Origin of the sequence: Rhodococcus sp. T7 (assembly GCF_009872365.1) — a bacterium.
Taxonomy (GTDB): domain Bacteria; phylum Actinomycetota; class Actinomycetes; order Mycobacteriales; family Mycobacteriaceae; genus Rhodococcus_F.
This window is the reverse complement of the sequence record NZ_WXYH01000341.1, coordinates 1-18,881: the sequence shown is the minus strand read 5'-3', so window position 1 is coordinate 18,881 and position 18,881 is coordinate 1. Positions and strand designations below refer to the sequence as shown.

21 protein-coding genes are annotated in these 18,881 nt (G+C 64.1%); 17 read left to right on the top strand and 4 right to left on the bottom strand.

Annotated elements, in window-relative coordinates:
• Positions 1 to 22: 22 nt before the first annotated feature.
• The 17 genes from fdxA (at position 23) to MLGJGCBP_RS31835 (ending at position 17,171) form a co-directional block, all read left to right on the top strand.
• Positions 23 to 337, top strand: coding sequence for a ferredoxin (gene fdxA / locus MLGJGCBP_RS31915; protein ID WP_007297940.1), 315 nt, complete (start codon positions 23 to 25; stop codon positions 335 to 337).
• Positions 338 to 520: 183 nt separating this feature from the next.
• Positions 521 to 2,020, top strand: a complete 1,500-nt coding sequence (locus MLGJGCBP_RS31910) for an aldehyde dehydrogenase family protein (protein WP_012686931.1) — start codon at positions 521 to 523, stop codon at positions 2,018 to 2,020.
• A 63-nt stretch (positions 2,021 to 2,083) separates the two neighbouring features.
• Positions 2,084 to 2,491, top strand: coding sequence for an SCP2 sterol-binding domain-containing protein (locus MLGJGCBP_RS31905; RefSeq protein WP_007297938.1), 408 nt, complete (start codon positions 2,084 to 2,086; stop codon positions 2,489 to 2,491).
• A 40-nt stretch (positions 2,492 to 2,531) separates the two neighbouring features.
• Entirely contained in the window at positions 2,532 to 4,160 is a 1,629-nt protein-coding gene (locus MLGJGCBP_RS31900) for a fatty acid--CoA ligase (protein WP_007297937.1), read from the top strand.
• A gap of 169 nt (positions 4,161 to 4,329) precedes the next feature.
• Entirely contained in the window at positions 4,330 to 5,130 is an 801-nt protein-coding gene (locus tag MLGJGCBP_RS31895; protein WP_012686930.1) for an MlaE family ABC transporter permease, read from the top strand.
• A gap of 141 nt (positions 5,131 to 5,271) precedes the next feature.
• The gene (locus MLGJGCBP_RS31890; RefSeq protein WP_148222682.1) at positions 5,272 to 6,051 is read left to right on the top strand and encodes an MlaE family ABC transporter permease; all 780 of its coding nucleotides are present in this window, start codon (positions 5,272 to 5,274) and stop codon (positions 6,049 to 6,051) included.
• A 1-nt stretch (position 6,052) separates the two neighbouring features.
• Positions 6,053 to 7,216 carry an MCE family protein gene (locus MLGJGCBP_RS31885; RefSeq protein ID WP_012686928.1) on the top strand — a complete coding sequence of 388 codons (1,164 nt, stop codon included), beginning with the start codon at positions 6,053 to 6,055 and terminating at the stop codon, positions 7,214 to 7,216.
• Positions 7,213 to 8,217, top strand: a complete 1,005-nt coding sequence (locus tag MLGJGCBP_RS31880) for an MCE family protein (RefSeq protein ID WP_007297933.1) — start codon at positions 7,213 to 7,215, stop codon at positions 8,215 to 8,217. The genes MLGJGCBP_RS31885 and MLGJGCBP_RS31880 overlap by 4 nt, the downstream gene beginning before the upstream one ends.
• The gene (locus MLGJGCBP_RS31875) at positions 8,217 to 9,215 is read left to right on the top strand and encodes an MCE family protein (protein WP_007297932.1); all 999 of its coding nucleotides are present in this window, start codon (positions 8,217 to 8,219) and stop codon (positions 9,213 to 9,215) included. Before MLGJGCBP_RS31880 ends, MLGJGCBP_RS31875 begins: the two co-directional genes overlap by 1 nt.
• The gene (locus MLGJGCBP_RS31870; protein WP_012686927.1) at positions 9,212 to 10,321 is read left to right on the top strand and encodes an MCE family protein; all 1,110 of its coding nucleotides are present in this window, start codon (positions 9,212 to 9,214) and stop codon (positions 10,319 to 10,321) included. The genes MLGJGCBP_RS31875 and MLGJGCBP_RS31870 overlap by 4 nt, the downstream gene beginning before the upstream one ends.
• Complete coding sequence (locus MLGJGCBP_RS31865; protein WP_007297930.1) at positions 10,318 to 11,469, top strand: MCE family protein; 1,152 nt, start codon at positions 10,318 to 10,320, stop codon at positions 11,467 to 11,469. Before MLGJGCBP_RS31870 ends, MLGJGCBP_RS31865 begins: the two co-directional genes overlap by 4 nt.
• A complete protein-coding gene (locus MLGJGCBP_RS31860; protein ID WP_007297929.1) occupies positions 11,469 to 12,947 on the top strand; it encodes an MCE family protein in 1,479 nt (492 codons plus the stop codon). Before MLGJGCBP_RS31865 ends, MLGJGCBP_RS31860 begins: the two co-directional genes overlap by 1 nt.
• A complete protein-coding gene (locus tag MLGJGCBP_RS31855) occupies positions 12,923 to 13,537 on the top strand; it encodes a hypothetical protein (protein ID WP_007297928.1) in 615 nt (204 codons plus the stop codon). Before MLGJGCBP_RS31860 ends, MLGJGCBP_RS31855 begins: the two co-directional genes overlap by 25 nt.
• Entirely contained in the window at positions 13,534 to 14,064 is a 531-nt protein-coding gene (locus tag MLGJGCBP_RS31850) for a hypothetical protein (RefSeq protein WP_007297927.1), read from the top strand. The genes MLGJGCBP_RS31855 and MLGJGCBP_RS31850 overlap by 4 nt, the downstream gene beginning before the upstream one ends.
• Positions 14,065 to 14,132: 68 nt before the next feature.
• On the top strand, positions 14,133 to 15,185 hold the full coding sequence (locus tag MLGJGCBP_RS31845; protein ID WP_012686926.1) for an ABC transporter ATP-binding protein: 1,053 nt from the start codon (positions 14,133 to 14,135) through the stop codon (positions 15,183 to 15,185).
• Between the two features lie 74 nt (positions 15,186 to 15,259).
• Entirely contained in the window at positions 15,260 to 16,606 is a 1,347-nt protein-coding gene (locus MLGJGCBP_RS31840; RefSeq protein ID WP_007297926.1) for a C40 family peptidase, read from the top strand.
• Between the two features lie 328 nt (positions 16,607 to 16,934).
• A complete protein-coding gene (locus tag MLGJGCBP_RS31835) occupies positions 16,935 to 17,171 on the top strand; it encodes a hypothetical protein (protein WP_236581485.1) in 237 nt (78 codons plus the stop codon).
• Between the two features lie 130 nt (positions 17,172 to 17,301).
• Here MLGJGCBP_RS31835 and MLGJGCBP_RS50735 read toward each other — a convergent pair whose 3' ends face one another.
• From MLGJGCBP_RS50735 to MLGJGCBP_RS52135, 4 genes are all read right to left on the bottom strand, one after another.
• Positions 17,302 to 17,466, bottom strand: coding sequence for a hypothetical protein (locus MLGJGCBP_RS50735; RefSeq protein WP_007297924.1), 165 nt, complete (start codon positions 17,464 to 17,466; stop codon positions 17,302 to 17,304).
• A complete protein-coding gene (locus MLGJGCBP_RS31830) occupies positions 17,463 to 17,819 on the bottom strand; it encodes a hypothetical protein (RefSeq protein ID WP_007297923.1) in 357 nt (118 codons plus the stop codon). Before MLGJGCBP_RS31830 ends, MLGJGCBP_RS50735 begins: the two co-directional genes overlap by 4 nt.
• 59 nt (positions 17,820 to 17,878) lie before the next feature.
• Positions 17,879 to 18,229 (bottom strand): hypothetical protein, encoded by a 351-nt coding sequence (locus tag MLGJGCBP_RS31825; RefSeq protein WP_007297922.1) that lies wholly within the window; start codon positions 18,227 to 18,229, stop codon positions 17,879 to 17,881.
• A gap of 441 nt (positions 18,230 to 18,670) precedes the next feature.
• Positions 18,671 to 18,881: hypothetical protein (locus MLGJGCBP_RS52135; protein ID WP_236581483.1), on the bottom strand; the 211-nt coding region annotated here is incomplete at its 5' end.

Sequence of the window (18,881 nt, the reverse complement as noted above, 5' to 3'; positions counted from 1 at the left end):
AAATAGCAAGGAGGTAGATCTGATGGCATTCGTCATTGGTGAACCGTGTGTGGACGTTATGGACAAGTCGTGCATCGAAGAATGCCCGGTAGATTGCATCTACGAGGGCGGCCGGATGCTCTACATTCATCAGAACGAGTGCATCGACTGCGGTGCATGCGAGCCGGTGTGTCCCGTCAGTGCCATCCGTCCCGCACAAAAGGTCGATGAGCAGTGGCAGCCCTTCCAAGAATCGTCGAGGGAAGTAACCAAGGATCTCGGCAGTCCAGGTGGTTCGAGTAATGTCGACCTTCCGATCGCCGATTCCGAGTACGTGAAGACGCTCGACGAAAAATGACAATCGTCGGTTGAGAATCGCCTCGGTCGTATTTCCTCGACAAAAGAGGCCTCCGCACTTGCGCCGCACCTCGTCGGTCGTGAAATGTGCCGCAACCATTCGACAGCCACTCACAATTGTTCGGGCTGCGTTGCGCCGCAAGGAAATTCTGAAGTAATCTTCTACACAGAAAGGCAGTGGCCGATGACCATGATGTCGGTGGACATACCCGAGGCGGTGCAGTCTTTCTTGCGCAGCGCTTCCGCGAGCATCGTGATCGGGACAGAGAAGTTGGCGGCAGCGGACGGCAGTGAGGTTCCCACCACGGACCCGGCGACTGGCGCAGTCCTGGCCAACATTTCGGCGGGCGGCGCGATCGACGTGGATCGGGCCGTCGACTCCGCAAGTGTGGCCTTCCAGGCCTGGCGCCGCCTGAGCCCCGCCGCTCGAGGTCGGATATTGCTCGACGTCGCGGACGCGATCGAGGCGCACGCGGAGGAACTGGCCACTCTCGAGACCCTCGACAACGGCAAGCCGCTGTCGGAGTCGTTGTATATCGACGTGAGCCTGGCCAGCCAAATCTGGCGATATTTCGGTGGGTGGACAACGAAACTCGCCGGCCGGACTCTGCCGGTTTCACCGGCGGTAGGAGAGGCACTGGTCTACACACAACGAGAACCGCTGGGGGTGATCGGCGCGATCGCGCCGTGGAACTTTCCGTTACTGATCGCTTCCTGGAAGGTGGCCCCCGCGCTGGCGGCAGGCAACACCGTAGTCCTCAAGCCGTCCGAACATACCTCGCTGAGCGCGCTCCGACTGACCGAAATCGCACTCGAGGCCGGACTGCCCCCCGGAGTCCTCAACCTGGTCACCGGGTTCGGCCCGGAGGCGGGCCAAGCCCTGATTGATCATCCTAAGGTTGCGAAGGTCTCGTTTACCGGATCGACCGAAACGGGGCGCAGGATCATCACCGCCAGCGCGCCGAGCATCAAGAAGCTCACCCTCGAGCTGGGTGGAAAGTCCGCAAACATCGTCTTCCCGGATGCCGATCTCAACGCCGCGGCACAGGGCGCATTAGCCGCCATCTTCCTCAACCAGGGACAGGTGTGTTGTGCAGGTTCCCGGCTCTTTGTCCACCGCGACGTCCACGACGAACTCGTAGCCGAGCTGGAGGCGGCCACCCGAGCGATTCAGCTCGGTCATGGGTTGGACGAGAGTACCGAGATGGGCCCATTGGTCTCCGCGATGCAGCTGGACCGCGTCGAGGGCTTCGTACGCGCGGGCACCCGGGAGGGCGCCACCCTCGTCTGTGGTGGTGAGTATCCGGGGGGCGCGCTCAGTAACGGGCACTTCCTCACACCAACGATTTTCACCGATGTGCGTGACGACATGTCGATCGCCACGGAGGAGATCTTCGGGCCGGTGCTGTCGGTGCTGACCTTCGACGACGAAGCGGAAGTGGTGCGCCGCGCCAACTCCAGTGCCTATGGACTCGCAGCAGGTGTGTGGACCGATAACCTCAAGCGGGCGCACCGGGTGGCGCGGGAGCTCGAGGCGGGCACCGTCTGGGTCAACATGTACAACATGCTCGATCCCGCGGCGCCGTTCGGTGGCTACAAAGCATCGGGGTACGGGCGAGACCTCGGCGAGGAATCCTTGCTGGGATACACGCAGACCAAATCCGTTTGGATCAGCCTGGACTGACCACGGGTCACTTGGCACACGACCGAATCTTCACAACGTCAAACACACGAAAGGATCATTCTCATGGGCGTATTCAAGAACGATGCAGAGGTCCACAAGTACATCGGCGGGGTCTTCGAGAAGGGACTGGCAGATCCCGAGATCGGACCCAAGCTCTCCGCGTCGGGCGTTGTCCTGCAGATCAATTACACCGACCCCGACGCGACCGTGACGGTCGACCTGCCCAACGGCAAGGTGTTCGCGGGCGCGACCGATATCAAGCCGGATGTCGAGTTGTTCATGTCCGCGGACACGGGCAATGGATTCTGGCAGGGCAAAGTGAACCTGTCGGTGGCAATGGCCAAGGGCCAGGTGCGGACCAAGGGTCCGGTGCAGAAGATCCTCAAGCTCGTCCCGACTGCGAAACTGCTGTTCCCCGCGTACAGGGCGATGCTCGAGGCCGACGGCCGCAGCGACCTCCAGCAGAAATGACCAGCGATACCGCACGCCGAGTCCACAAGGAATCCAACTGATGCAAGGCACGATGCAGAGCGCTCCCCTGTCGGTGGCGTCGATACTCCATCACGCCGCCGGCGTGCACGGCGACAGGCGGGTGATCAGCGCCACCGAACAGGGTTTCCGCCGTTCGAGCTACCGCGAGATCGGTGAGCGGTGTGCAAACCTGGCCTCTGCCCTGCGACGCCTCGGAGTCACCGGGGATGATCGGGTGGCCACCTTCCAGTGGAACAACCAGGAACATCTGGAGGCGTACTGCGCCGTCCCCGCCATGGGCGCCGTACTGCACACACTGAACATCAGGCTCTCCGCAGAACAGATCCGTTACGTCGCCAACCACGCGGAGGACAGAGTCATCATCGTGGACTCGTCCCTGGTGCCCCTGCTCGCGCCCGTACTACCCGATTTGCAGTCGGTACGGACGGTGCTGGTCACCGGCGAAGGCGACGTTTCGGCGCTCGACGGCAAAGGTCCCGAGGTGCTTCGCTACGAAGAGGCACTAGCCGGGGAATCGGATGAATATCCTTGGCCCACAGTGGACGAGACCTCCGCAGCGGCGATGTGCTACACCAGCGGCACCACAGGTGATCCCAAGGGCGTGGTGTACAGCCACCGATCCATGTATCTCCACTCGATGGCGGCATGCACCGGAAACGGCTTGGGTATTTGCGAGGCCGACCGCGTCCTGCCGATCGTGCCGATGTTTCACGCGAATGCGTGGGGCCTGCCCTACGCGGCGCTGATGGCGGGCGCCGAATTGCTCATGCCGGACCGGTTTCTGCAAGCAGGTCCGCTCACGCAGATGGTCCACACGGAGCGGCCCACCGTAGCCGGTGCGGTGCCAACGATTTGGAACGACGTTCTCCTGCATGCCGAGAAGAATCCTCAATTGGACTTCTCGTCGCTGCGGCTGGTGGCCTGCGGCGGATCTGCGGTGCCACGCTCGTTGATGGAGGCATTCGAGGAGCAGCTCGGGGTCACCGTCTTGCAGGCATGGGGAATGACCGAAACCTCGCCGCTTGCTTCGGTCGCACGGCCGCCGGTGGGGGCTTCCCCCGAAGAGGCCTGGCGCGTGCGGTCGACACAGGGTCGCGCCGTGTGTGGAGTCGAGATGCGAATCGTCGCAGATGACGGCGCGGTGTTGCCGCACGATGGCGAGGCTGTGGGCGAGTTGGAGGTTCGCGGACCCTGGGTCGCCGCCTCGTATTACAAGGTGGCGGACGAGGACAGGTTCCACGATGGTTGGCTGCGAACCGGCGACGTCGGTCACATCGACCGCGGAGGCTTCCTGACCTTGACGGACCGGGCGAAGGATGTGATCAAGTCCGGTGGCGAGTGGATCTCCTCGGTGCAACTGGAGAACATCCTGATCGGGCACCCCGATATCTTCGAGGCTGCGGTGATCGCAGTGCCAGACCCGAAGTGGCAGGAACGTCCGCTCGCAGTCATTGTGCTGCGAGAGGGAGCGGCTATTGCTCCGAAGGAGCTGCAATCGTGGCTCGCCGACCAGGTGCCACGGTGGTGGCTGCCCGAACAGTGGACGTTCATCGAGCAGGTCCCCCGTACCAGCGTGGGAAAGTTCGATAAGAAGCTGCTGCGCGCGGACCACGCGGACGGCAGGCTGACAATCACGAATGTGGGGTGACCGGTTCTACCCATGTGCATGCGGAAACGGCCCCGCGAAAGCTGTGATCGCGGGGCCGTTTCCCCGCTCTCCCCACGGCTCTCCCAACGCCTATCGGGCTTCATGCTGAACACATCGAATTGGCGTGGCTCACATTCGGGCACCCAATTCATGAGCACGGAGGACTAACGTGCAACTGCTGGACAGATCGGTCACGCCTGGCGAAAGAAGCGCCAAGGCGAGGGCAGCACTACGGGTGGCGCCACGCGCGGTGGGCGCCTTCTACGCGACTTCGCTCGAGACGTATCGCTGCATGTTCAAGCGGCCGTTTCACCTGCGGGAGTTCCTCCAGCAGGCTTGGTTCATCGCCAGTGTGTCGATCATGCCCGCGCTGTTGATGGCAATCCCGTTCTGCATGATGTTCGTCTACCAGATCAACATCCTCCTCGCTGAGATCGGTGCGGTCGATCTCGCCGGCGCCGGCGCGGGTGTCGCGATCGTCCGGGAAATCGGCCCCATCGTCACTGTTCTGGTGGTGGCCGGCGCCGGTTCTACGGCGATCTGCGCGGATCTGGGATCGCGAACCATCCGCGAGGAGATCGACGCGATGAAAGTCCTCGGCATCGATCCCATTCACCGTCTCTGTGTTCCGCGGGTATTGGCGTCGACCTTCATCGCGATCTTCCTCAATGGCCTCGTGTCGGCCGTCGGCCTCGTCGGCGGCTACATCGCCACCGTGTACATGCAGGGCGCATCACCCGGGCAGTACGTCACGGCAATCTCCATCATTACCGGTCTCGGTGATTTCTTCGTCGCCGAGATCAAGGCTGCCGTATTCGGCATGCTCGCCGGGTTGGTTGCCTGCCATCTCGGCCTGAACGTGAGGGGCGGGCCGAAAGGCGTGGGGGATGCTGTCAATCAGACGGTGGTGTTCAGCTTCCTGCTGCTGTTTCTGGCGAACTCGATCATCACCACCTTGGCAATGCACTGACGACCTATGAACTCTTTGCAGAATCCGCACGTAACCGACGACGGGAAGCTCGTGTCGAAATCGAACCAGCCTTCGGGTACCCGGAGAGCCCGTGCCGTCGCGCTCAAGGTGATTGATGCGCCGGTCAGCCATCTCGAGGAGATGGGCCGACAGTTCTCCTTCTACAACCACACGATCGCGGCGATTCCGCGAACATTCCGCCGCTATCGCGCCGAAACGGTCCGGCTCTTGGCAGAAGTGAGCATGGGAACCGGAGCGCTGGCGGTGATCGGCGGGACGCTCATGGTCATCTCGTTGCTGACCGCCGCGGTCGGTTACGAGGTCGGCCAGCAGGGGGCCACCTCTCTCGGCCGTGTCGGAATCGGCGCATTGTCCGGATTCATCTCCGCATTCTTCAATACCCGGGAGGCCATACCGGCGATCGCCGGCATCGCGTTGACCGCGACCGTCGGTGCCGGATTCACTGCACAACTCGGCGCCATGCGGGTCAGCGAGGAGATCGACGCGATGGAAACCATGTCCATCCCCTCCCTCCCCTACCTGGTCACGACCCGCGTGATGGCCGGGGTGATCGCGGTGATCCCGCTCTACTCGGTGGCATTGTTCGTCGGCTACGCCGCGACCCAACTCGTCACCGTCTACATGATCGGGGAGGCGAAAGGAACGTTCTGGCACTACTTCAACGTCTTCCTCGTTCCCAGCGATGTGATTTGGTCGGCAGTGAAAGTGCTCGCGATGTCCGTGGTGGTGATGTGCGTGCACTGCTATCACGGGTACAACGCCAGTGGTGGTCCGGCGGGTGTGGGTGTCGCGGTCGGCCGGGCAGTCCGGACGTCGCTGATCTCCATCATGGTGATCGACCTGCTCATCGGTATCGCGGTCTATGGCGGCTCCGCTGGGGCAGTGAGGGTGTCGGGCTGACATGAGTGGACACCTTGCAGAACGCAGCCGACGAGCCTACGTTGCACTCGGTCTCGTCATGGTCGCAGTCGGAGCACTCGCGACCGCGACTTCAATCGCCGTCTACCGGGGAAGCTTCACCTCCGCTGTTCCGGTCAAGCTCTATTCCACCCGGGCCGGCCTGATGCTCGAACCCGGCTCGGACGTGAAGATGCGCGAGGTCGTCGTCGGCCGGGTCACGGGCGTCAAGCTGGTCGACGGGCACGCCGAGATCTCCATGGACATCGACAAAGGACGTGCACACTCGATCGCCGCGAATGTCTCCGCCGCGATCGACCCCACCACCCTGTTCGGCCGCAAGTTCGTCACACTCGACCCGCCGGAATCACCTTCGCCGGAGACTATCTCGGCCGGCACGGTCCTCTCGACGGGCCAGGTGGCCACGGAAGTGAACGACCTTCTCGAGTCGTTGGTCACCGTGCTACGGACGGTGGAACCGGAGAAGGTCAACGGAACGCTGAACGCACTCGCCACGTCGCTACACGGCCGCGGCGACCAGCTCGGTGACACTCTGGTCGAACTCAATACCTACCTGGCGAGCTTCAACAACAGCCTGCCCACCCTGCGGCGCGATTTGGTGCGCGGAGCCGAGACCACCGACGTCCTCGCAGCCGCGGCACCGGACGTGATGGAAACGGTCGACCAGGCCAGCACGACGGCGACGACCCTCACCGACCGCCAAGACCAGTTCAAGGCATTCCTGCTCAGCTTCACCAGCTTCGGCAACAGCGGACGCTCCTTCTTCGAGACCAGCGGGACCCCGCTGACCGAGTCGCTGTCCTCCCTGGCCCCGACCACCGAACTGCTGGCGCAGCGTGCGCCGACACTGCCCTGCCTGGTCGAGAGCCTCGTGCAGACCAACACCTACCTCGAACGCACCCTCGGAGGTAGTGATCAGCCCGGATTGAACATCCTCGGCACCCTGCTGATGGGAGATCCGCCGTACACGAATCCGGCCAACCTCCCGGTGGTGCGAGCCGATGGGCCCGTCGCCTGCGACGACTGGTCACAGCCGCAGGGACACACCGATTTCGATGACGGCAGTGCCGCCTACCGACCCGCACGGACCCCGATGGATCTGATCGGAAACCCCTTCGCGCAGTTCTTCCTAGGAGGTCTGCGATGACGAAGACTTCGCCCAGCCTGAAGTTGCTGATCTTCGTACTGGTGACCACCCTGACGGGATTCGGTGTCGCAACGGTTGTCGGTAACCTCCGTTTCGGCAGCACGCACGCCTACAGTGCGGTCTTCACCAGCGCATCCGGCCTCGGAAGCGGTTCAGACGTGCGTGTGGCGGGAGTGCCCATGGGTAAGGTCACCGACGTCTCGGTCAACTCCGACGGCACGGCGTTGGTCACCTTCTCTCTCTCCACCGAGCGCCCGCTGACCGCGGCGACCGAGGCGAAGATCAAGTACAAGAATCTGATCGGCGACCGCTATGTCGACCTGTCCCCGGGTTCCTTCGACCCGAGTCCGCTCCAGGCTCCGATACCACTCGCTCAGACAACGGCTGCGTTGGATCTGGACCAGGTTGTCAACGGCTTTCGTCCCCTGCTCCAGGGCCTGGATCCGGACCAGACCAACCAACTATCCGCGTCATTGATCCAGGTTCTCAACGGGCAGGAAGCAAGCATCAGCCAGCTGATTTCCCAGATCGACACCTTCACCAATGCACTCGCCGACCGCGACCAGGCCATCGGCCAGGTCATCGCGAACTTCAACGCCGTGCTCGGGACCGTCAACAACCGACGCGACCAGTTCGCAACCCTGGTCGACCAACTACAGCAACTGGTCGCCGGCCTCAACGACGACCGGGATTTGATCAGCCACTCGCTGGGCCAGATCGACGACGCCTCGAACGCCATGGCGACCGTTCTCACGGAGAACCGGCCGCCCATCGCCCAGGATGTGTCCGCGCTCGGTGACCTGGCCGGCCAGCTCAACGCACAGACCGACACCGTGAATCTCGTTTTGAGCAAGCTTCCCGAGACCTACCGGCTGACCGCGCGGGCAGGCGGATACGGAAGCTTCGTCAACTTGTTCGTGTGCGGACTGGCAATCAAGTACGCGCAGGGCCCCGGCGGAGTCACGCCGATGTTCACCGCGCCCGCCGAAAGGTGCAAGTGATGGCAACCAAGTCGTTCCTCGAACGGAACCCGATCCGACTCGGTGTGATCGGAACCCTCGTCCTCGTCGGCGTCCTCGCCGTCGCACTCAACTTCGACACCATCCCAGGCATCGGTCCGAAGACGTACCACGCTGAGTTCCTTGACGCCAGCGGCCTCGTGGTGGGTGACACCGCCCAGATCGCCGGCGTCAAGGTGGGCAAGGTGCGGGAGATCTCCCTCAACGGAGACAAGGTCGAAGTCGAATTCGACGCAGACAGCGGCGACGCGCGCCTGGGCAACGACACTCGTGCTGCCATCAAGGTCGAAACCGCACTCGGGCGCCGATACATCGAACTGACCCCGGAGGGAGAGGGGGAGCTGGGGCGAGGCGACACGATCCCGGTCTCACGCACCACGTCCGGTTACGACGTCACCCGGTCGCTCGAGGAAGTGACCGACAAGGTCTCCAAGACGGACACCGTCGATTTGTCCGGTGCACTCGACCAACTCTCCGCGGTCGAAGAGGCCCTGCCACCCGACCTGAAGTCCTCGCTGACCGGCCTGTCCCGGTTGTCCGAGACGGTGGCCAGTAGGGACGCCGACCTACGGCACCTACTGACCAACACCGCCGGGGTGAGCACAGTGCTCGCCGAGCGCAGTCAGCGTGTCGCCGCGCTACTCGGGCAGGGTCAGTCCCTGTTCGATTCGCTCAATCAGCGCGCCGACTCCATCCACCGCATCCTCGTACAAACCCGCGAGATCGCCGACGAACTCACCGCCCTCAAGCGGGACAACGAGGCCACACTTGCACCCACTCTCGAACAGATGGACACGTTGGTCACGACCTTGAATAACAACTACGACAACATCAACGCCTCCCTGACCGGACTCGAGCGTTACGCCCAGCAGATCGGCGACGTCGTGGGCAGCGGACCGTTCTTCAGCGCTCTCCTGCACAACATCCTTCCCGCGAACCTGGCAGGTCAGGTCCCCGGCAGCCTCGGAGGTCCCCGATGATGGCCACGAGGACCACCTCGCGCGTGCCGGCGAAGATTCTGCTTCTCGTGGTGATCGTCGCCGCCCTGGTACTGGGCACCGGAGCCTGGGTCACCGGGCACTCCACGCACCACATCACCGCCTTCTTTCGCAGCACGAGCGGACTCTATGTCGGCGACCGTGTCATGATCCTCGGCGTCGAGGTCGGCCAGATCAACGACATCGTGCCCGAAGGCGACCAGGTCCGCGTCGAATTCAGCTACGACGGAAAGTACGACGTCCCCGCCGACGCCAAAGCTGCCATTGTCGCCCCGGTTCTGGTCACCGGTCGATACATCCAACTTGCCCCCGCTTACGTCGGCGGCGACAAAATGGCAGACGGGCAGACGATCCCCGTCGAGCGCACCGCAGTTCCAGTCGAATTCGACGAGGTCAAGGAACAGGTCGTCAAGCTCGCACAGGACGTGGGACGCACACCCGAGGACCCCGACGGTTCGCTCAACCGCTTCGTGACGAACACCGCGGATGCTCTCCGCGGGAACGGGCAAACCCTGCACGACTCGCTGGTACAGCTCTCCGACGCCACTAGCACTCTCAGCAAAGGCGGAGAGGATCTGTTTGCCTCCGTCCGAAACCTGCAGACCTTCACCTCGGCGTTGGCCACCAACGAACAGCAGATCACCGCGTTCAGCCGTGAACTGGCCACGACGTCGTCGATGCTCAACGACAACCGCACCGAGCTCGACGCCCTGCTCAACAGCATGCTCGCCACGTTCAACGAGGTCACCGCGTTCCTTCAGAACAACCGGGGGGCACTGACCACCGACGTCGGTAAGCTCACCGACCTCACCCGCCAGCTCGTCGACCGGGAAGACACCCTCGCCTCGATCCTGCACACTGCGCCGACCTCACTGTCGAACTTCTACAACATCTACGATCCCGACTCGAACTCGCTGACGGCCGCGATTGCAGTCTCCGACCTTCCGCCGGACCCCCGGTCGCTGATTTGCGCACTGCTCACCACGGCCAATGCGCCGGCCGACGAATGTTCCAAAGCCACCGGTGCGCTCGCCACCGGACTGGTCCAGAAAGCGGTGGCACCGGCACCGAGCGGAGGAACACGATGATCTCGATCAGGCAATTGAGTGCCTGCACCGCCCTGACACTCGGTGTGGCGGTGACTGCCACCGGGTGCCGCTTCGACGGAATCAACTCGATCCCGTTGCCCGGTAACGCCATCAGCGGTGACACCTACGAAGTCACGGTCGAGCTGGCCGATATTCAGAATCTGGTCGGCAACTCCCCCGTGAAAGCCGACAATGTGATCGTCGGAAACATCGCCAGCATCGGTGGGGAGAACTGGATCGCGCGCCTGACACTCGAACTGCGCGCGGACGCACGGATCCCGGCGAACGTCGGTGCGAAATTGGCGCAGACCAGTGTTCTCGGTTCCCAGTACCTGGAGCTGTCGGTTCCCTCCGGTGAACAACCGGTCGGGACGCTGGCGGACGGCGCCGTCATTCCCATCGCCCGCACCAGCCAGTACGCGTCGACCGAAGAGGTTTTGTCGGCACTGTCGTTGGTACTGAATGGCAGTGGACTGCAGCAAATCCGCACGGTCACCTCCGAACTCGTTCGGGTGCTCGACGGCAGGGAGCAGAACCTGCACGAGCTGTTCGGCAACCTCGAGACCGTCGTGGGAAACCTCGACCAACAACGCGCGGATATCGTCCGGGCGATCGATGGACTCGACCGGCTCGGCGCCGAGCTCGCGGCGCAGAACGCCACCCTCGATCGCGGTATCGAGACGATCACCCCAGCGGCACAGGTACTCAACGATCAGCAGAAGCAGCTCACGACAATGCTGACCAGTGTCGGCCAGTTCGGGGAGGTCGCGACCAAGGTCCTTGACAGTAGCCGCGAGGATCTGCACGCCAATCTCACTGCACTACAGCCGACCCTGAGCCATCTCGCCTCGGTAGGCGATTCCATCCCGGAGGCCCTCAAGATTGCTGCCACGCTTCCGTTCCCGGTCGAAACCACGGATCGGGCGATCCGAGGCGACTACGTGAATTTGTTCCTCACCCTCGATCTGACTGCCGAGACCGTGGGCGGCAAGGTCCTCGGAAGCATCCCGGTGTCCGAACTGGCGGGACTGAACCCGGCGCGGCAGGCGGCCAACCCGCTACTCGTTCCCACCGAGCGGCCCGCGAGTGCACCTCCGGCCGCGACCCCAGCCGCCGGGGCGCCCCAACCGCAGGGAGGTCAGCGCTGATGCGCTCGAAATTGGTCCGAGCCCAACTCGTGATCTTCACCCTTGTCGCGGTCGTGGCTGTCGCCAATTCCGTCTACAGCTACATGGGATTCAACCGGCTCTCGGGTATCGGAATGTACTCGGTCGATGTCGAACTCGAACGCGCCGGCGGCCTGTACGCGAGCGCGCTCGTCACCTATCGCGGCGTCGATGTCGGTGTGGTCAGGTCGCTCGACGTGACCCCCGATCACGTGACCGTGCACCTGCAATTGGACTCGGACCACCCGATCCCGAAATCGACCGACGCCTACGTGCGCAGCGTCTCGGCGATCGGCGAACAGTATGTCGATCTGGTGCCGCCCACATCCCAGGGTCCGTTCCTGGCCGATGGCGACGTCATCGATCGGTCCCGGACAACGTTGCCGGTATCGGCAGCGCAGGTCGTCGACGAGGTCAGCACCCTCCTCGAGGGACTGCCGAAGGACGACTTGAAGACCACGGTCGACGAGGCCTACGCCGCCTTCGACGGCGCCGGTCCCACCCTCTCGCGTCTGATCGACTCGTCCCGCCCGCTCATCGCCCTCGCCCAGGCCAACCTGGGCCCGACCACTACCCTGATCACCGACGCGGAACCGGTTCTGACGGCGGTGAACTCAGCGGGTCCCGATATCGCGCGTTTCTCCACCGACCTGGCTTCGTTCACCGAGCAGCTGACCATGAACGACGCCCAGATCCGGGGAACCCTCGACAACGGTCCTGCCTTCTTTGATGCGTTCGGCGGAACACTCGCCGACCTGCAGCCGTCGCTGCCGCTGCTGCTGGCGAATCTGCAGAGCGTCGGAGAGGTATTGCGAGTCAACGTTCCCGGTATCCGCCAGATCCTGGTGATCTACCCGGCAATGTCCGCCGCGATCAATCACATGCATCAGGGTGTGCAAGGCGCGGACCGCACGTATGGTCAGGGCCCCCTCGATATCAAACTGGGCAACACCGCCAACCCGCTGCCCTGCACCGAGGGCTATGAGGAAACACAGCGGCGCGATCCCAGCGATCTTTCGCCGGCCGAGCCCGCCACCAGCTCGTACTGTACGTTGCCGCCAAACGAGCCGCGTGTGGTGCGCGGTGCCCGGAACCTTCCCTGCGCCACCGACCCCTCCGTGCGGACCGCGGAGGTCGGCGAATGCCCCGGCGGTCTGCCCTCGAGCTGGCCGCAGATGCTGGCCCGGCCCGGGCAGCCCTACGCCCCTGCACCGAGCGCACCGCCCGCGCCGCCCACAGCAGCGCCGGAGCCGCAGCAGTCGGACAACTCTCAGCAGGCTCCTGTCGCGGCGACCCCGGCGGCCTGGTCCAGCCGGCAGGCCCCTGCGGTCGCCACCGCTCCCTACGACCCGATCACCGGCGCCTTCCGCGCCCCAGACGGCGCCCTGTACTCCATCGACGCCACATCCCCAACCCAGTCCGAGGAGGAACTGACATGGCAAAGTCTGCTGCTGCGCTAGCACTGGACACGATCGACGACGACAACGTCCTCGATCGACCCGAACGACCACCCGAAACATCGACGGACGCCGCCGAGGACTCCGGCGGCCCCGCACGACGGCGGGGCGGCGGTCTCATCCTCGCTGCGGTCGTGTTCCTCGGTGCGATCGTGCTGGCCGGTTCGGTGTGGGGGGTGAGATCGTGGAGCGACTGGCGGACCACGGACGCCGCCGCGGCCCGTGATGTCTCCATCCTCGATACCGCCACCCAAATGTCAACCAACTTGGTCACCCTCCGTCACCAGAGCGTCGACGAGGACATCAAGAAGGTCGCCGACGGCACGACCGGACCGTTCCACGACCAGTTCGCCACGTCCTCGGGGGGTTTCGGGGATGTACTGAATCAGGGTCAGGTCGAGTCGACCGGCGAAGTGAAGTCCGCCGGCATCATCGACTCGTCGGACGATCACGCCACCGTCCTCGCGGCAGTGACGTCGACGGTCAAGAACACCGAGGCCCCCGACGGTGAGATGCGGGTCTACCGCATGAAATTGACCCTCGACCTCGTCGACGGTCGCTGGCTCGTTTCCGATGTGGAGTTCGTCGCATGATTACCTACATCGCTCGCATCTCCTCGCTCTTCGACACGTGGAGCAGCCGTAAACGCACACTGTTGGTCGCGGGCCTCGGCGTGCTGGCGGTCGCGGTGACAGTCGGCAGCGTGACATTGACGATCCGCGCACACGAGGGCCGGAGCCAGGAGGACACCCGGCAGCAGGCGCTCACGCAGGCCGCGCAGTTGGTTCCCGACATCCTGTCCTACGACTTCAACACGGTCGACGACCACTTCACCGGTTCGCTCGAGCACCTCGGGGGTGAGTTCCGCACTCAGTTCGAGAGCGTGAGCAAGGACGTCATCATTCCGTCCGCGAAGCAGCGGCAGGTGGTCACCTCGGCCACCGTCGTGGAGTCCTCGGTTGTCTCGGCCTCCGCTGACGCTGCCACCGTGCTGATGTTTCTCAATCAGTCCACGACCAGTACCGACAGTCCCGCCCCCAAGCTGGACGGCAGCCGCGTTCAGGTGTCGCTGCACCGCGATGGAGATTCCTGGCAGATCACCGAGATGTCCCCGGTGTGAACCGCGGAGCACCGACTGCGTGATGTATCCCTTCCCGAAAATTCACGAATCGACGTAAGGAAGACTCGATGGGTGTCGAAGTTTCAGTCAGCGACCTGACCAAGTCGTTCGGCTCGCAGAGGATCTGGCAGGACGTGTCGCTGACCCTGCCGGCCGGTGAGGTCAGCGCGTTGCTGGGCCCGTCGGGAACCGGTAAGTCGGTGTTCCTGAAGTCGCTGATCGGTCTGCTCCGCCCGGAGCAGGGGTCGATCGTGATCGACGGCACCAACATTCTCGAGTGCTCGTCCAAGGAGCTGTACGAGATCCGCAAGCTGTTCGGCGTGCTGTTCCAGGACGGCGCCCTGTTCGGCTCGATGAACCTGTACGACAACGTGGCGTTCCCGCTGCGCGAGCACACCAAGAAGTCCGAGTCCGAGATCCGCAAGATCGTGATGGAGAAGATGGAACTCGTCGGTCTGCTCGGGGCCGAGGACAAGCTGCCCGGCGAGATCTCCGGCGGTATGCGCAAGCGCGCCGGCCTGGCCCGCGCCCTGGTGCTCGACCCGCAGATCATCCTCGTCGACGAGCCGGACTCCGGCCTGGACCCGGTGCGCACCACCTACATCTCGCAGACCTTGATCGACATCAACGCCGAGATCGACGCGACGATCCTGATCGTCTCGCACAACATCAACCTCGCCCGCACGGTGCCGGACAACATCGGGATGCTCTTCCGGCGGAAGCTGGTGATGTTCGGCCCCCGCGAGGTGCTGCTCACCAGTGAGGAGCCGGTGGTCAAACAGTTCCTCAACGGCACCATGATCGGCCCGATCGGCATGTCCGAGGAGAAGGACGAGGCCACCATGGCCGCCGAACAGGCGATGGTCGACGCCGGCCACCACGCCGGCGGGGTCGACGACGTCGAGGGCATCGTCCCGCAGATGAAGGCGACACCGGGGATGCCGTTCCGCCAGGCCGTCGCCCGCCGCCAGGAACGCGTCCGCGACATCATGCACACCCTCCCCGAGAGCGCCCAGATCGCGATCCAGGAAAGTTTCGACGAACACGAGCTCTACAGCGATTTCGATTCCGCTACTGAGGAACTCGGCGCCGTTGATGTCCATGATTGGAGCGCCCCGTGACCGAAGTCATGGCACGAGCTAGCCCGGCACCGGAACTCGAAGACGACTGTCCGATGTAGAGAAACGAGCGAAAGATGTCCGACCCCTCCGCCATCATTGCGGCGATCGTGATCGCCGCCGGTGGCGCCGCGAACAGCACTAACCTGCCACCAGAGGTGGAAACGCAGGTCACCGACACCCTGGCCGTCGTCGAACAGGCAGCACCGGCCCTGGATCAGCAGGTCGGGGACGTGATGGCGACGCTTCCCGCCCCCGTACAGCAGTTTGCGCAGCAGGGGATCGACAATGCCGCGCAGGCGTTGTCCGGGGTGATTCCTCCTCAATCCCCGCCCGCGCCCCCGCTCCCGCTCCCACCCGCCGACGCGCCGCCACGCCCGGATCCGTCCCCGGCGGCGCCCGAGCCACCGGCCGACAGCGATGTCGTACCCGAGCCCGGCAATACCGACAGTTCCGGCGTCTCGAGCTGGGCAAACACAAACGCCCTCGACACCGCGTTTGCCGCACCGACCAGCAGCGTGCTGCCCCGCCTCACCTTCGCCCCCGGCAACGCGTTCGCCACCTTTGTGCCGTGGCTGACCAAGGCCGGCGCACTGTGTGACGGGATCACGGCGCCGACACTGGCGGCCCTGTATTCGGCGGAGAACGGATTCCGCTACGGTGCCACCGCACCGGTGTCACCCGTCGGCGCCAAGGGTCCCGGCCAGTTCATGGACGGCACCTGGCGCACCTACGGCAAGGACGCCGACGGCGACGGCACCGCCGATATTCTCGGCGTCGCGGACTCGGTCATGGCGTCAGGACATCTCTTGTGCGACATGTACAACCAGATCGACACGTGGAAGCACCAAGGACGAGTTCGCGGGGACACGCTCGATCTCGCGATCGCCGGATACAATGCCGGGGTTGGTGCCGTGCTCGCCTCCGGGGGAATGCCCTCGGGTAGCCCCGACTACGAGAATCAGACGAAACCGTACGTCGCGAAGATCCGCGCGGCCCAGGACTACTTCGCGCGGCTGCTCTCCCCCTTTGGTGGACCTGCCCTGTCCGAGCTGGGCGCCCGGGTCGTCGAGAGCGCAATGAACTTCCTCGGCCTTCCGTATGTGTGGGGCGGCGGCAACATTCACGGCCCCTCCCAGGGCGGGTTCGACTGCTCCGGCCTGACCTCGTACGCGGTGTACACCGCGACCTCAGGCAAAGTGACACTCCCCCGCACCTCCGAAACCCAATGGAACGTAGGAGTCGAGCGCCCACTGTCGGAGGCAGTACCCGGCGACCTCCTGTTCGGGAACTGGAGTGCGAACGGTCCCGGGCATGTCGCGATCTACATCGGAAACGGGCAGATGATCCACGCACCCACGACCGGCGACGTCGTACGCGTGGCATCGGTTTTCGCCGACATGCGGGCACGGCACGTGATGTGACACCCGAGTAGGATCTGGTGTTGTAGGTTCTCACGCTACTTTTCGCTCTTCTCACTATTCTGTCGCCAATTCGTCGGCGGCGAACCGGATGACCAACGAATCTCCAGGTCAGCGACTCATGGGGATGGCCGGCAGGCGGCGCCGAGCGGTGGAAGCTCCCCGCCGGCCGAGGAAAGCGACATTTCGATGAGAAAAGCCACCGACAGAAGGGTGAGAAAGCTACGCGAAACCGCAGGTCAACGCTTCTCTCGGGAACTTTTTGTTCAGAAATCATATTTGTGCTGGTCAGCGGCCTGCTTGTGTGCACTACAGGTTGGGCACGTGGTGGTTGTGGTCGGCCGTTGAGGGTTGCCATCAGGTCTCGGTTGGTGGCGCGGGCGGCTGCGAGTTCGTCGTCGCGGTCCTGGAGCTCGTGTTTCCTGCCGAGGAGCTGCTGTTCGAGTTCGGCGGCCCGCTCCCGGAGGGTGCCGATTTCGTCGTGTCCGGTGAGACCGGCGCCGTGGAGAACCTGTTCGCCGAGAACCTCGGAGAGTCTGTCGGCGAGTTTCGTGTTCTGCTGCCGTAGTCGTTCGTTTTGTGCCCGCAGGTTGGCTACATCGGCCAGAAGTGACCGATAGCTGGTGCGGGTGCTCGACGGTGGCGGCTCAGGTTCGGCGGCGACTGTCAGGATCTGGGCTCGGAGATCGTGGTGGCGATTAGAGGAACGAGCGGTCGACTCTCGCGGTGCGAGCGACGGCAGAGATTGTGATCTCCGCCCCGTCGGTGCGGAGCCGGGAAAGCGCGTCGAGGACTCTTTGCCGTCGACGGTTGCTGTCGCCGCGGCGGGCCGCGATCAGATGTTCGGTGGAGTTCGAGGTCATGAGTGCGTTTCGAGGTGTGGGTCGAGCGTTTGCGGCCCGGTGGTGGGTAGTCCGAGGTGCACGGTCTGTCGGGTGCGACGCACTACCCGAACGGCTTCTTCGATCTGTCCACGCTCGTCCTCGGTGAGTGCGTCAAGCTCGTGTTGGACGCGGCGGATCGACTGCCTCAGCCTCGTGATCTCCGCTTCCGACGGCACCGCCTCGTCGCGGGCCCAGTCGTCGAGTTCGGTAGCTGCACGGACTCTTTCGCGGTCACGCAGCAGGGTGTCGAGGTAATCCCGCAGCTCGGGCAGGTAGGAGGGGTCGGAGCGGAAGTGACCTTCCGTGTCAAGTCTGCGCGTGTTGTCGATCAAGTTCTGTTCCTCGCTCGGGTCCGAACCGACTATGCGCGTGCTGAGACCAAGCTCGGGGCTCAGTGGGTGTGTCGTTGCAGTGGGCGGACGACGTCGTTGGTCTGGCTTTGCTCGCGCAGTTGGGCGTTTTCCACTTCCAGGACGTGGATGACGCGGGCGTAGGTCGCGACCTGGTCTGTGAGCCGGGTGTGTTCGGCGCGGAGGTCGGCGAGTTTCGTGCGGAGCTGATCGTTGTCGGCGTGCAGTCCGTCGGCGATCTTGGGGCGGTGGTCCTGGGATCGCACGAGCGCGTAGAACAGGTCCTTCAGCCCGGTGTGCTTGTGGGTCAGCTTGTTGCACCGCAGACCGGCTTCCTCGGCGCCTGGTGATGGCGAACATCTCGGTGGTGACCGGGCCGTGCGTGAGTCCACGCTCGACCAAGAACTGCGCGTACTTCTCCAGCACAACGCGGTCGATCTGCCCCAGGCAGGTGACCTGGTGCTGGTCCAGCCACTGGGCGAAGCCCCTCCATGCCGAGAAGGTGCGTTTGAGGCTGCCCGCTGACAGCCTCGGCCGGGTGGACGAACCCGAGCGGTGAAGCAGTATGTCCGGCGTCGGAAGGTTGATCACTGCCCAGCCCGCGCGCATGAACCCGGCCCGCAGACATACCGGGACACCCTCCCAGTCGACGGTCAGCGAACGTCCCGCGGCGCCGTGGGCCAAGGCCGCCAGCTGCCAGCGCAGCTCACCGAAGCGCGGGATGTCGGCCTCGCGGGTGCCAGGCCGCGCGCGGTCGGCGGGAAAGACCGGGGTGTCCGGGGTCGGGTCGACCAGTCTCGGCGCCTCATGCCTGAGCGGGTGTGATGGGATACTCATGCGTCCAGCCTCCGGTCGAGCATGCGGTCGATCAGGTCCTGGTCGCCCTCGGTGAGCTGGGCTCGCAGCGCCGCCCGTTCGGCCTCGGTGGTGTGCGTGCTGACCAGGTCAGCCACCCGGCCGTGATGTTTGAACCGTCCTGGACGAGGTGGAGACTCCTGATCTAACAAGGAGAATGCTGGTATGCCTGCACCGAAGAAGTACGAC

Excerpts from the sequence above, each read along its gene's own strand:
- fdxA (WP_007297940.1), top strand. The coding sequence starts at position 23 with ATGGCATTCGTCATTGGTGAACCGTGTGTGGACGTTATGGACAAGTCG.
- MLGJGCBP_RS31910 (WP_012686931.1), top strand. The coding sequence starts at position 521 with ATGACCATGATGTCGGTGGACATACCCGAGGCGGTGCAGTCTTTCTTG.
- MLGJGCBP_RS31905 (WP_007297938.1), top strand. The coding sequence starts at position 2,084 with ATGGGCGTATTCAAGAACGATGCAGAGGTCCACAAGTACATCGGCGGG.
- MLGJGCBP_RS31900 (WP_007297937.1), top strand. The coding sequence starts at position 2,532 with ATGCAAGGCACGATGCAGAGCGCTCCCCTGTCGGTGGCGTCGATACTC.
- MLGJGCBP_RS31890 (WP_148222682.1), top strand. The coding sequence starts at position 5,272 with ATGGGCCGACAGTTCTCCTTCTACAACCACACGATCGCGGCGATTCCG.
- MLGJGCBP_RS31885 (WP_012686928.1), top strand. The coding sequence starts at position 6,053 with ATGAGTGGACACCTTGCAGAACGCAGCCGACGAGCCTACGTTGCACTC.
- MLGJGCBP_RS31880 (WP_007297933.1), top strand. The coding sequence starts at position 7,213 with ATGACGAAGACTTCGCCCAGCCTGAAGTTGCTGATCTTCGTACTGGTG.
- MLGJGCBP_RS31875 (WP_007297932.1), top strand. The coding sequence starts at position 8,217 with ATGGCAACCAAGTCGTTCCTCGAACGGAACCCGATCCGACTCGGTGTG.
- MLGJGCBP_RS31870 (WP_012686927.1), top strand. The coding sequence starts at position 9,212 with ATGATGGCCACGAGGACCACCTCGCGCGTGCCGGCGAAGATTCTGCTT.
- MLGJGCBP_RS31865 (WP_007297930.1), top strand. The coding sequence starts at position 10,318 with ATGATCTCGATCAGGCAATTGAGTGCCTGCACCGCCCTGACACTCGGT.
- MLGJGCBP_RS31860 (WP_007297929.1), top strand. The coding sequence starts at position 11,469 with ATGCGCTCGAAATTGGTCCGAGCCCAACTCGTGATCTTCACCCTTGTC.
- MLGJGCBP_RS31855 (WP_007297928.1), top strand. The coding sequence starts at position 12,923 with ATGGCAAAGTCTGCTGCTGCGCTAGCACTGGACACGATCGACGACGAC.
- MLGJGCBP_RS31850 (WP_007297927.1), top strand. The coding sequence starts at position 13,534 with ATGATTACCTACATCGCTCGCATCTCCTCGCTCTTCGACACGTGGAGC.
- MLGJGCBP_RS31845 (WP_012686926.1), top strand. The coding sequence starts at position 14,133 with ATGGGTGTCGAAGTTTCAGTCAGCGACCTGACCAAGTCGTTCGGCTCG.
- MLGJGCBP_RS31840 (WP_007297926.1), top strand. The coding sequence starts at position 15,260 with ATGTCCGACCCCTCCGCCATCATTGCGGCGATCGTGATCGCCGCCGGT.
- MLGJGCBP_RS50735 (WP_007297924.1), bottom strand. The coding sequence starts at position 17,466 with ATGACCTCGAACTCCACCGAACATCTGATCGCGGCCCGCCGCGGCGAC.